11 protein-coding genes are annotated in these 11,212 nt (G+C 75.4%); 8 read left to right on the top strand and 3 right to left on the bottom strand.

Features of this window, described 5'->3' with window-relative positions; translation table 11 throughout:
* Positions 1 to 119 precede the first annotated feature (119 nt).
* The 5 genes from ABZ914_RS08020 to ABZ914_RS08000 all read left to right on the top strand — a co-directional run bounded on the left by ABZ914_RS08020 (position 120) and on the right by ABZ914_RS08000 (position 5,478).
* Positions 120 to 713 carry a sigma-70 family RNA polymerase sigma factor gene (locus tag ABZ914_RS08020; RefSeq protein ID WP_433140348.1) on the top strand — a complete coding sequence of 198 codons (594 nt, stop codon included), beginning with the start codon at positions 120 to 122 and terminating at the stop codon, positions 711 to 713.
* On the top strand, positions 710 to 1,411 hold the full coding sequence (locus ABZ914_RS08015; protein ID WP_500192318.1) for an anti-sigma factor family protein: 702 nt from the start codon (positions 710 to 712) through the stop codon (positions 1,409 to 1,411). Before ABZ914_RS08020 ends, ABZ914_RS08015 begins: the two co-directional genes overlap by 4 nt.
* Before the next feature lie 72 nt (positions 1,412 to 1,483).
* Positions 1,484 to 2,791 (top strand): 3-phosphoshikimate 1-carboxyvinyltransferase, encoded by a 1,308-nt coding sequence (aroA, locus tag ABZ914_RS08010; protein WP_500192317.1) that lies wholly within the window; start codon positions 1,484 to 1,486, stop codon positions 2,789 to 2,791.
* Positions 2,792 to 2,866: 75 nt separating this feature from the next.
* Positions 2,867 to 3,832: a ribosome small subunit-dependent GTPase A gene (rsgA, locus tag ABZ914_RS08005; protein ID WP_347256528.1), complete on the top strand. Its 966-nt coding sequence runs from the start codon at positions 2,867 to 2,869 to the stop codon at positions 3,830 to 3,832.
* Between the two features lie 68 nt (positions 3,833 to 3,900).
* Complete coding sequence (locus ABZ914_RS08000; protein WP_500192316.1) at positions 3,901 to 5,478, top strand: serine/threonine-protein kinase; 1,578 nt, start codon at positions 3,901 to 3,903, stop codon at positions 5,476 to 5,478.
* A gap of 88 nt (positions 5,479 to 5,566) precedes the next feature.
* Here ABZ914_RS08000 and ABZ914_RS07995 read toward each other — a convergent pair whose 3' ends face one another.
* A complete protein-coding gene (locus ABZ914_RS07995; RefSeq protein WP_500192315.1) occupies positions 5,567 to 6,448 on the bottom strand; it encodes a hypothetical protein in 882 nt (293 codons plus the stop codon).
* Between the two features lie 125 nt (positions 6,449 to 6,573).
* Here ABZ914_RS07995 and hisN point away from each other — a divergent pair, with 125 nt between their 5' ends.
* The 3 genes from hisN (at position 6,574) to lhgD (ending at position 8,968) form a co-directional block, all read left to right on the top strand.
* Positions 6,574 to 7,377 carry a histidinol-phosphatase gene (gene hisN, locus ABZ914_RS07990; RefSeq protein ID WP_190852635.1) on the top strand — a complete coding sequence of 268 codons (804 nt, stop codon included), beginning with the start codon at positions 6,574 to 6,576 and terminating at the stop codon, positions 7,375 to 7,377.
* A gap of 154 nt (positions 7,378 to 7,531) precedes the next feature.
* Positions 7,532 to 7,723, top strand: coding sequence for a tail-anchor membrane protein (locus ABZ914_RS07985; protein ID WP_151541353.1), 192 nt, complete (start codon positions 7,532 to 7,534; stop codon positions 7,721 to 7,723).
* Between the two features lie 63 nt (positions 7,724 to 7,786).
* A complete protein-coding gene (gene lhgD, locus ABZ914_RS07980; protein ID WP_500192328.1) occupies positions 7,787 to 8,968 on the top strand; it encodes an L-2-hydroxyglutarate dehydrogenase in 1,182 nt (393 codons plus the stop codon).
* Here lhgD and ABZ914_RS07975 read toward each other — a convergent pair.
* Together ABZ914_RS07975 and ABZ914_RS07970 are read right to left on the bottom strand one after the other, a co-directional pair.
* Positions 8,965 to 10,437, bottom strand: coding sequence for a carboxylesterase/lipase family protein (locus ABZ914_RS07975; protein WP_500192314.1), 1,473 nt, complete (start codon positions 10,435 to 10,437; stop codon positions 8,965 to 8,967). The two genes, lhgD and ABZ914_RS07975, sit on opposite strands and share 4 nt — an antisense overlap.
* A gap of 75 nt (positions 10,438 to 10,512) precedes the next feature.
* Complete coding sequence (locus tag ABZ914_RS07970; protein WP_500192313.1) at positions 10,513 to 11,181, bottom strand: TetR/AcrR family transcriptional regulator; 669 nt, start codon at positions 11,179 to 11,181, stop codon at positions 10,513 to 10,515.
* Positions 11,182 to 11,212: the final 31 nt, after the last annotated feature.

The raw sequence follows: 11,212 nt of genomic DNA, 5'->3' as shown, positions 1-11,212 counted from the left end.
TTCCCGAAGCGAGCCTTAACGCGGCCTCAAATCCGTTGAACCGCGCACCGGGTCGCCCGCGTACTGCCTGGTGACCGCCCGCTACCTGGGTCCTTCGACCGACACGGAGACGCCCGGCCATGGCAGCACCCGGATCGACCCGCCGGACCGGCGGCCTGCGGAGCCTGCTCCGCAGGCCGGGTCCGGGCGGCGGACCGCCCCCCGCGCCGGCCGGCGAGCAGCTGGTGGCGGAGCTGTACCGGGAGTACCAGCGGCCGCTGATGTCGTTCGTGCTGCGGCTGACCGGCGGCGACCGGCAGTGGGCGGAGGACGTCGCGCAGGAGACGATGATCCGGGCGTGGCGCAGCGCGGACCGGCTCGACGTCCGCTCGACCTCGCTGATGCCCTGGCTGGCCACCGTGGCGCGGCGTATCGTGATCGACGACCGTCGGCACCGCGACGTCCGGCCGCCCGAGGTCGGCGACGCCCCCCTGGAGAACCTCCCGATGGCGGACGAGATGGACGCCCTGCTGCGCAAGGTCGTGGTGACCGAGGCGCTGGCCTCGCTGTCGCCCGCGCACCGGCAGGCGCTGACCGAGACGGTCCTGCGCGACCGGACGGTGAACCAGGCGGCGGAGCACCTCGGGATCCCCGTGGGGACGGTGAAGTCCCGGGTGTACTACGCGCTTCGCGCACTGCGCGTCGCCTTGGAGGAGAGGGGGGTGACCTCATGAGTTCGCAGGTCGAGCACACCGATGTCGGTGCCTACGCGCTCGGGCTCCTCGAAGCCGACGATCGGCGGGCCTTCGAGGCGCATCTGGCGGGGTGCGGCGTCTGCCGCGCCGAGCTGCACGAGATGGGCGGGCTGGCGGAGGCGCTCTCCGGGATCGACCCGGCGGAGGCCGAGCCCCCCGGGGAACCCGCGAGGCCGCCCGCGCCGGTGATCGACATGGTCCGGCGCAAGCAGGCGCGGGACCGGCGGACGCGGCGCGTCGCGTACGGGGCGGGCGCGGCGGCGGCAGCGGCGCTGGTGGCGATCGGGGTGGGCGTCGGGACGACGCTGGGCGGCGACGAGGGCAAGCCCCGGCCGCAGCCGCAGCCTCAGGCGATCGTCGGCGAGCGGCACCAGGCGACGGACGCGCGGACCGGCGCGTCCGGCACCGTCGGCCTGGTGGACAAGAAGTGGGGCACGCAGGTGACGTTCGAGCTGACCCACGTCAAGGGCCCGCTGAGGTGCCATCTGGAGGCGGTGTCGACGTCGGGGACGCGGTCGGTCGTCGGCGGCTGGCGCGTTCCCGAGCCCGGGTACGGCGTCGCCGGGTCACCGAAGCCGCTCGCGATGCAGGGCGCGACCGCGCTGTCGCGCAGCGAGATCAGCCGCTTCCAGGTCGTGGTGGACGGCGGGGGAACGCTGCTCACCATCCCGCTCTGACCCGCGAGGCGTCCCGGGCCGGCCCGCGAAAACGTTCGCGCCGCCCCGGCGGCCGCCCGATAACCTTGGGGCATGCCCTCTCCGCACTGGAACGCCCCGGTCGCCGACGGTCCGGTCGACGCCACGGTCCGGCTGCCCGGCTCCAAGTCGATGACGAACCGGGCGCTGATCCTCGCGGCGCTCGCCGAGGACCCGGTGTGCATCACCCGGCCGCTGCACAGCCGCGACACCGAGCTCATGGCGGACGCGCTGCGCGCGCTCGGCGCGAGCATCGGGGAGGACTCGAAGGCGGTCGCCGACGGGTCGTCGCCCCACGCTGACGCCGACTGGCAGACCGTGCCGCAGGAGCTGCGCGGCCCGGCGCGGGTGGACACCGGGCTCGCCGGGACGGTGATGCGGTTCGTCCCGCCCGTCGCGGCGCTCGCCGCGGGCGAGGTCTCCATCGACGGCGACCCCTACGCCCGCAAGCGGCCGATGGGCCCGATCATCGCCGCGCTGCGCGCGCTCGGCGTCGCCATCGACGACGGCGGGCGCGGCGCGCTGCCCTTCACCGTGCACGGGACCGGCGCGGTCGACGGCGGGCCGGTCACGATCGACGCGTCCGGGTCGTCGCAGCTGGTGTCCGGGCTGCTGCTGGCCGCGCCGCGGTTCGGCAAGGGCGTGGAGGTCCGGCACGAGGGGCCGCCGGTGCCGTCCGCGCCGCACCTGGCGATGACCGTCCGGATGCTCCGCGACCGCGGTGTGGCGGTCGAGACGGACACCGACGTCTGGCGGGTCGCGCCGGGTCCCGTCCGCGGCGGCGAGTGGGTGATCGAGCCCGACCTGTCCAACGCCGCCCAGTTCCTGGCCGCCGCGCTCGTCACCGGCGGGCGCGTCACCGTGCCGGACTGGCCGTCGGACACCACCCAGCCCGGCGACGCGCTCCGCGACCTCCTCGCCCGGATGGGCGCGGAGATCGCGCCCGGCCCGGACGGGCTGACCGTCCGGGGGGCCGGCGGGTTCGGCGGGCTGGACGCCGACCTGCACGACGTCGGCGAGCTGACCCCGGTGCTGGCGGCGCTCGCGGCGCTGGCCGACGGCCCGTCCCGGCTGACCGGGATCGCGCACCTGCGCGGCCACGAGACCGACCGGCTGGCGGCGCTCGTCACGGAGATCAACGGGCTGGGCGGGGATGTCCGGGAGCTGCCGGACGGCCTGGAGATCCGGCCGCGCCCGCTGCACGGCGGCGTGTTCCGCACCTACGACGACCACCGGATGGTGATGGCGGCGGCGGTGCTGGGGCTGGCCGTCCCGGGCGTGGAGGTGGAGAATCCCGCCACGGTGGGCAAGACACTTCCAGGCTTCACGGAGCTGTGGGCGTCGATGCTGGCGTCCGCCTGAGAGCGGCGCCGGCCGGAGAACGGAGACCGACCACTGGCACGACGAGTACAGGACTACGACGAGGACGACGTCCGGGTGCGGCCCGGGCGCCGCGGGTCGCGGCCGCGCACCCGCCGCCGCCCGGCGCACGAGGACGCCTCCGCCGGGTTCGTGACGGCGGTGGACCGCGGCCGGTACCGCTGCCTGGTGGACGCCGGGACCCGCGACGAGCGGCCCGTCACCGCGATGCGCGCCCGCGAGCTCGGCCGCAAGGGCGTGGTGGTCGGCGACCGGGTCGCGCTGGTCGGGGACGTGTCCGGCGCGACGGACACCCTCGCCCGGATCGTCCGGGTGGAGCCGCGGGCGTCGTCGCTGCGCCGCACCGCCGACGACACCGACCCGTTCGAGCGGATCATCGTCGCGAACGCCGACCAGCTGGTGATCGTGACGGCGCTGGCCGACCCGGAGCCGCGGCCCCGGATGATCGACCGGCAGCTCGTCGCCGGCTACGACGCCGGGATGGACCCGCTGCTCTGCCTGACCAAGGCCGACCTCGCCGACCCGGACGGCCTCGTCGCCGAGTACGCGCCGCTCGGCGTCCCGTACGTGGTGACGCGGCGCGGCGGCGACCTGGACGAGCTGCGCGGGCACCTGTCCGGCCGGATGAGCGTGCTCGTCGGGCACTCGGGCGTCGGCAAGTCGACGCTGGTCAACGCGCTGGTCCCGGACGCGGAGCGGGCCGTCAGCCGGGTGAACGCGGTGACCGGGCGGGGCCGGCACACGTCCTCGTCGGCGATCGCGCTGGAGCTGCCGGGCGGCGACGGCTGGATCATCGACACCCCGGGGGTGCGCAGCTTCGGGCTGGCGCACGTCGAGCCGGAGAACGTGATCAACGCCTTCGAGGACCTGGCGGAGGGCGCGGCGGAGCGCTGCCCGCCGCTCTGCGACCACCTGCAGGAGTCCTGCGGCCTGGACGGATGGGTCGAGGACGGGCACGCCAGCCGGGCCCGGCTGGACTCGCTGCGCCGGCTGCTCGCCAGCCGGGAGGGCGAGCCGGAGTAGCCGCGTGCCCCGGAAACGGGGCGAAAACGGCGCTTCACGCCGCGTGGTACGTCGGTATCGTCGCCTGCATGCCGCGCACGATCGACGAGGGCCGCTACGAGCTCCTGGAGGAGCTCGGCCGCGGCGGGATGGGCGTGGTCTGGCTCGCCCGCGACACGGTGCTGCACCGCGAGGTGGCGATCAAGGAGGTGTCCCCGCCGCGCGGCCTGGACGGGACGCAGACCGAGCACGTGTACGCGCGGACGATGCGGGAGGCGCGGTCGGCGGCGCTGCTCGACCATCCCGGCATCGTCACGGTGCACGACGTCGTCCGGGAGGACGGGCGCCCCTGGATCGTGATGCGGCTGGTGCGGGCGCCCGCCCTGGACGCGGTGATCAGGCGGGAGGGCCCGCTCGCCCCGGACCGGGTGGCGCGGATCGGGCTGGACCTGCTGGGCGCGCTCCGTGCGGCGCACGCCGAGGGCGTGGTGCACCGGGACGTCAAGCCGGGGAACGTCCTGCTCACCGACGAGCGGGCCGTGCTCACCGACTTCGGCGTCGCCACCATCGCGGGCGATGAGACGCTCACGCAGACCGGCGCGATCGTCGGCTCCCCCGCCTACCTGTCGCCCGAGCAGGCGCGCCGCGAGGACGCCACCGCGGCGTCCGACCTGTGGTCGCTGGGCGCCACGCTGTACGCGGCGGTCGAGGGCCGCCGGCCGTACGAGCGTCCTGACATCTACGCCCTGATGGGGGCGCTGCTGCGGGAGGACCCGGACCCGATGCGCCGGGCCGGGCCTCTGGAACCGGTCCTGCACGGGCTGCTGCGCCGCGACCCGCAGGAGCGGCTCGGCTATGACGAGGCCGAACGGCTGCTGCGCGCGGCTGCGGCGCAGCCCACGCCCGGCCCGGCCACGCCAGGTCCGAATCCGCCAGGCCCGCTGCCGATCCCGGAGCCGCGGGGGCTCAACGCCACCCTGGGTGGGGGCGGAGAAGGGACACAGCCGCCCGGCCCGGCGCCCGGACCCGAGCCTCCGCCGCTTCCCGAGCCTGCGCCGCCCAGGCCCGCGCGGCGGCGGTGGGAGCTGATCGTCCCGGCGGGGATCTTCGCGGTCGCGCTGGTCGCGGCGGCCGTGGTGTTCGCGGTCTTCGTCGACGGCGGCGGGAACGGCGGGCCGCGCGGCACGCCGAGCGCCCATCCGTCGCCGAGCGCGGACTCCGGCGTCCCGCCGGGCTACCACCGGTACGAGGGGTCGGCGTTCGTGGCGGCCGTGCCCGACGGCTGGACGGCCGACGGCTCCGGCGACGACGTCACCTTCACCGCGCCCGGGAAGGGCGCGACGCGCGGCGTGGCCGTGACGCGGGCGAAGCCCGGCCCCTTCGACACCAGCGATCCCGGGGACGCGCTCGCGGCGGCCACGAAGGACTTCGACTACACCGACTACAAGCAGGTGTACTTCAACCGGAAGGTGCCGTACCAGGGCCGGGACGCGGCGGAGATCGAGTTCACGTTCACCAAGAACGGCACGGCCGGACGGGCGCGGGTGCGCGTCTTCCCCTTCGACGGCGCGCTCTACCAGGTGATCCTGGCCGCCGACCAGGCGCACTGGGACGCGACCGTCCCCGTGTACGAGACGTTCCTCGCGAGCTTCCGCTCCTCCGGCTGAACCGGCGCCCGCACGGACGCCCTGGCCCGGCCGGGCAGCGCGGCCGTTCACTGGCCCGGCCGGGCAGCGCGGCCGCTCAGCCGAGAGTTCAGGTGGCCGGACGCTCCTGAGCAGGGTCGCCGAACAGGGCGCGGGCCCGCGCCTCCGCCTCGTTCAGGGCCCGGACGTGCTCGGGCGCCAGCTCCTCCACGCACCGGGTCATCTCCTCGGTGACGTGGCTGAACGCGTTCTCCTCGGCGGCGCGCAGCGCGGCCCGCACGGTCGCGGACCGGGCGCCGAGCGCGGCCCACTCCAGCTCCAGCCGCGCGACGGCCTCGTCGAACGCGCGGGCCGTCCCGGCGCCGGCGTCCTTCAGCTCCTCGGGGATCGGGCCGCGCCCGGCCTTGCGGGCCTGCGCGGACAGGCCGGAGACGCGGTTGGCGAGCGCCAGGCCCTCGCGGGCCAGCGGCAGCACCTCGGTGATCAGGTCGGTGACGGCCCGCGCCAGCTCCTCCACCCGGGTGAGCAGGGTCTGCGTCGCCTCCTCCAGCGCGGCGGACGTCCGCGCGGCGACCCGTTCGGCCACGTCCCGGCGGCTGCGGGACAGCACGGGGACGACGTCGCGGTCGAGGCGGCGGCGCAGCTCCTCCTCGCGGGCGTCGCGCCCGTCGGTCCCGTCGGTCCCGTCGCTCCCGGCGCGCTCCGCCCAGTCCGCCCAGAGCCGTTCGAGGCGCTCGTCGCCGGACGCGGCGATCTCCGCGGTGATCTCCTCCAGCGCCTCGCCGGCGCGGGCCTTGAGCCGCTCGACCCGCCCGTACAGGGCCTCCCGTTTGAACGGGTCGTTCAGCTCGTTCAGCTGCGCCTGCAGCCGGCGGGAGACGTCGATGGCGTGCTCGGCCAGGGGGACGAGGCGGTCGGCGAGCTCGTCGAGCGTCCGCGCGCGGCGCGGATCGGTCAGCTCGGCGACCCACCCGGGTAGGTCGTGGGCCATGCGCCCATGCTGCCAGGTGCCCGCGCGCGGCACCGCCCGCCGCGCCTCGGGGGCGGGCCGAAAAGCCGTTAACGCCGGGGGTGAGTGTGTCGGTGCGGGCCGTGATCGCGGTAGCGTGGCACGCCGTGGCGGGCTATTCCGATGACCTGCGTCTCGCGCACGTGCTGGCGGACGGGGCCGACGACATCACGACCAGGCGTTTCCGCGCCCTCGACCTGAGCGTCGAGACCAAGCCGGACCTGACGCCGGTCAGCGACGCCGACCGCAGCGTGGAGGAGCAGATCCGCGGCACGCTGAAGCGGGCCCGGCCGAGGGACGCGGTGCTCGGCGAGGAGTACGGGCGGACCGGATACGGCAACCGGTGCTGGATCATCGACCCGATCGACGCCACGAAGAACTTCGTGCGCGGCGTCCCGGTGTGGGCGACGCTCATCGCGCTGATGGAGAACGACGAGATCGTGGTCGGGGTCGTGTCGGCGCCGTCGCTGAACCGGCGCTGGTGGGCGGCGCGCGGCGGCGGCTCCTGGACGGGCCGCAGCCTGACCCGCGCGACCCGGATGACCGTGTCGGCGGTGACGGAGCTGTCGGACGCGTCGCTGTCGTTCTCCAGCCTGAGCGGCTGGGAGGAGCAGGGCCGGCTCCCCCACTTCCTCGACCTGACGCGGCAGGTGTGGCGGACGCGGGCGTTCGGGGACTTCTGGTCGCACATGATGGTGGCGGAAGGCGCGATCGACATCTCCACCGAGCCGGAGGTGTCGCTGTGGGACCTCGCCGCCCTCCAGGTGATCGTGGAGGAGGCGGGCGGGATGTTCACCGACCTGTCCGGGGTGCCGGGCCCGGACGGCGGGAGCGTGGTGTGCACCAACGGGCGGCTGCACGCCGAGGTGCTGCGCACGCTGGGCGGCGGGCAGCTGTCCCTCCGCGTCTGACGGCCGGACGGGCCGAACGGGCCTGACGGGCCGGGCCCGGCCCGAGGTCGGGCGGATTCGGCGGTGGCCTCCGGGCGGACTCGCGACATATCGTGGAACAGCGGTCGCGGGACGGCCGTTGTAACAAATGGCGGCCCGTCAACGGAGGTACCAGATGTCGACCAAGACCAAGGTAGTGATCGGTGGAGTCGTCGTCGGCTTCCTGACCCTGTTCGTGTTCCCGTGGTGGCTGAGCGCGCTGATCATCCTGGGCGTCCTCGGGGCGCCGCTCGCCGGCTACCTGATGCTCGACCCGTCGCAGCGCAAGCGCGTCCGCGCGCAGGGCCGCAAGCGGCTGGGCAGCTGATCCCCGCCCGGCCCCGCCACGCCGCGGCATTCGCCGCGCCGTAGCATTCGCCTTGTGGCGGAGATGCGGATCGGTGTCGTCGGGGCCGGGATCCTGGGACTGGCCATCGCGCGGCGGCTGACCGCGACGCGGCCCGGCGCGCGCGTGACGGTCCTGGACAAGGAGGCCCGCATCGCGGCCCATCAGACGGGCCACAACAGCGGTGTCGCCCACGCGGGCCTCTACTACGCGCCGGGGTCGCTCAAGGCGACCCTGTGCCGCCGCGGCATCGGCCTGCTGAAGGAGTACTGCGCGGAGAAGGGCCTGCCGTACGAGGAGTGCGGCAAGGTCGTCGTGGCGCGGGACGCGGGGGAACTCGGCCCGCTGGAGGAGATCGAGCGCCGTGCGACCGCCAACGGCGTCCCCGGCCTTCGCCGGCTGACGGGCGCCGAGCTTCGCGAGATCGAGCCGCACGCCGCCGGGGTCGCCGCGCTGCACTCGCCCACCACCGCCATCGTCGATTTCCCGGCGGTGGCGCGCGCGTTCGCGGACGACGTCGCCGCCGGCGGCGGCGAGGTGCAGCTGGGCTTCGAGGTGGTGCGGCTCGGCCGGGCGGGCGACCGCGTCCGGGTGGGCTCGCCCGGGGGCGAGGAGCTGGTGTTCGACCTGCTGATCGTGTGCGCCGGCCTCCAGTCGGACCGGGTGGCCCGGCTTGCGGGCGACGCCGCGGAGCCGGCGATCGTCCCGTTCCGGGGCGAGTACTACCGGCTCGTCCCGTCCCGGACGGACCTGGTGCGCGGGCTGATCTACCCCGTGCCCGACCCGCGGTACCCGTTCCTCGGCGTCCACTTCACCCGCCGCGTGGACGGAGGCGTCGACGTCGGCCCGAACGCCGTCCTGGCGCTGGCGCGGGAGGGCTACCGGCGCCGCGACGTCCGTCCCGCCGACCTGTGGGAGACGCTGCGCTTCCCCGGCTTCCGGCATCTCGCGCGGCGGCACTGGCGGACGGGCGCGAAGGAGCTGTACGGGTCGGCGGTCAAGCGGGCGTTCGTCGCGCAGGCGCGCGGGTTCGTACCGGAGCTGACCGCGGACGACGTCGTCGCCGCGCCCGCGGGCGTGCGCGCCCAGGCGGTGGACGCGGACGGCTCGCTGGTGGACGACTTCCGCATCGGCCGCGTCGGCCCGGTCGTGACCGTCCGCAACGCGCCCTCTCCGGCCGCGACCTCCTCCCTCGCGATCGCCGAGCACGTCACCGCCCGCCTCTAGGGCCAGAGCTTCCGGTCGTCGCCGCGCGGGTCGTGGACGATCTCGTCGGACGGGTGGTCGAAGAGCTTCACGGCGCGGCCGGACGGCTCGAACCGCTCCCAGCCGGGGTCGCCGCCGGAGGCGAACGCCACCCAGGCGCGGTGCATCCGGTCCGCCAGCTCCTGCGGCGGGTTCGGGCCGGCGAGGCCCTCGGGCTCGGCGGTGAGGTTGTCGAAGACGAAGCCGAGTTCGAGGGCGTGGCAGGCGCCGAGGTCGTGGTTCGGGGACCGCCAGCCGAACTCGTACATCCAGGTGCCGCCGGTGCCGCCGGACGCGGCGTGCCGCTCGGCGAGCCGGTTCGCGGGGATCCGGAACAGGCTGTCGGTGATGATCGTCGCCATCAGCTCGCCGGACGGGACGCCCGGGTGCCGGTCCCGGTAGGCGGCCGCCACCGCCGGCGGCACGCCCATCCCGGCGGTCGCGGCGAACACCAGGTCGTCGGTGAGGGCGGCGGCGATCCCGGTCGGCATCAGGAACAGCCGGAACTCCTCGGAGGTGTAGCCGGTGAGCAGGTCCACGTCGCGTCCGGCGCCGGCGCCGACGGCGTCCTCGGGCCGCCGGGTCAGCAGCTCGCCGTCCAGCACGGGGGTGAGGGACATGCCGCCGGCGGCGGTGGTGGCGCCCCAGCGGCCGGGGTCGGGCAGCGCGGTGACCTCGGCGGCCACGGCGGACTGGACGGGCAGGATCGCCGCCGGGTCGAGCGCGGCGAAGCCCTCGGCGGTGGGTTCGACGCCGAGCCGCGCGGCCATCTCCTTGGTGACGAGCAGCGCGTCCGCCGGGTCCTGCGCGATGGAGCCGGCGCCGCTCTGCGCGATCGCGCGGTGGAACAGGCCGAGGTCGAGGGAGAGCAGGGTGCTGACGCTCATCGCGCCCGCGGACTCGCCGAACACGGTGACGCGGGCGGGGTCGCCGCCGAACCCGGCGATGTTGTCGCGGACCCATTCCAGCGCGAAGATCTGGTCGAGCAGCCCGCGGTTGGCGGGGGCGCCGGGCAGATGCGCGAAGCCCTCGACGCCGAGCCGGTAGTTGACGCTGACGCAGACGACGCCGTCGCGAGCGAAGGTGTGCCCGTTGTAGACGTCGACGGCGCCGGACCCGTTGCGGAACGCGCCGCCGTGGATCCACACCATGACCGGCAGCCCGGAGCCGCCGGGGTCCGGCGTCCAGACGTTGAGGTTGAGGCAGTCGTCGCCGGGGACGACGGGGTCGGGCAGGAGCCGGTCGTAGGGGCGTGGGTAGCCGGGCTTGGGCGCGGTGGGCCCGTACTCGGTGGCGTCGCGGACGCCGTCCCAGGGCTCGTGCGGCCGCGGGGCCTTGAACCGGTTCTCGCCGAACGGCGGCGCCGCGTAGGGGATGCCGAGGAAGGCGGTGACGCCGTCCCGGGTGGTGCCGCGAACCTCGCCGTACGCCGTCCGAACGACCGCCGCCATGGCCCGCCTCCGATTCTAGAACGAAATTCGACAATCAGAGGGTACGGGACGGCCGCCCGGGGCGGAATGGGCGATTCAGCCGGTGCCGTCCCCCGGCCGCAGCATCCGGGTGAGGTAGCCGCGGGCGAACGCGCGGATGTCGTCCTCGTCGTCCAGCGCGAGCCCGCCGCCGGGCACCAGCAGCAGCGACACCGCGACCCGCAGCAGCACCTCGGCGACGGCGTTGTGCTCGTCGGCGCGGTCGGGGCGGGCGCGGCGCAGCCGGTCGGCGAGGACGTCGCGGGCGGCGATCATCACCGCGCCGCCGTTCATGCTGAGCTGCGGCAGGAACGCCTCCGGCTCGCTCTGCAGGACCCGCGTCATCAGCGGGTGCGTGCGGGCGCTCCGCAACCCGGCCACGAAGCCCTCGACCACCGCGTCCTCGGGGGACGCGAGGCCCTCGGTGGCGCGGGCGATGCCGGTGAGGAAGCGGCGGCACTCGCGCAGGATCACCGCCTGGAGCAGCTGCTCCTTGTTGGTGAACCGCCGGTAGATCGTGGTGCGCGCGACGCCGGCCCGTTTCGCGACGTCCTCGACGCTGACCCGGCGCAGCCCGTAGGTCTCGAACTCGCCGAGCGCGGCGTCCAGGATCCGGGCGTCGAGGTCGTCGCCGTCGGCGGCGGGATCGGACAGCCGGGCGAGCAGCCCGCCGTCGCCGCGCTCAGACGGCCGGGCACCGGTCAGCGAGGTCGCGTCCGTGGTCATGGACGCACCTTAACCGCCCCCGGAGCCCCTT

Origin of the sequence: Spirillospora sp. NPDC046719, assembly GCF_040645715.1 — a bacterium.
Lineage (GTDB): Bacteria > Actinomycetota > Actinomycetes > Streptosporangiales > Streptosporangiaceae > Spirillospora.
The sequence above is the reverse complement of the archived record's forward strand: the minus strand, read 5'-3'. Positions and strand labels throughout refer to the sequence as shown.

Bases quoted from the DNA above. Each gene is read 5' to 3' on its own strand.
- ABZ914_RS08020 (WP_433140348.1), top strand. From the start codon at position 120: ATGGCAGCACCCGGATCGACCCGCCGGACCGGCGGCCTGCGGAGCCTG.
- ABZ914_RS08015 (WP_500192318.1), top strand. From the start codon at position 710: ATGAGTTCGCAGGTCGAGCACACCGATGTCGGTGCCTACGCGCTCGGG.
- aroA (WP_500192317.1), top strand. From the start codon at position 1,484: ATGCCCTCTCCGCACTGGAACGCCCCGGTCGCCGACGGTCCGGTCGAC.
- ABZ914_RS08000 (WP_500192316.1), top strand. From the start codon at position 3,901: ATGCCGCGCACGATCGACGAGGGCCGCTACGAGCTCCTGGAGGAGCTC.
- ABZ914_RS07995 (WP_500192315.1), bottom strand. From the start codon at position 6,448: ATGGCCCACGACCTACCCGGGTGGGTCGCCGAGCTGACCGATCCGCGC.
- ABZ914_RS07985 (WP_151541353.1), top strand. From the start codon at position 7,532: ATGTCGACCAAGACCAAGGTAGTGATCGGTGGAGTCGTCGTCGGCTTC.
- lhgD (WP_500192328.1), top strand. From the start codon at position 7,787: ATGCGGATCGGTGTCGTCGGGGCCGGGATCCTGGGACTGGCCATCGCG.
- ABZ914_RS07975 (WP_500192314.1), bottom strand. From the start codon at position 10,437: ATGGCGGCGGTCGTTCGGACGGCGTACGGCGAGGTTCGCGGCACCACC.
- ABZ914_RS07970 (WP_500192313.1), bottom strand. From the start codon at position 11,181: ATGACCACGGACGCGACCTCGCTGACCGGTGCCCGGCCGTCTGAGCGC.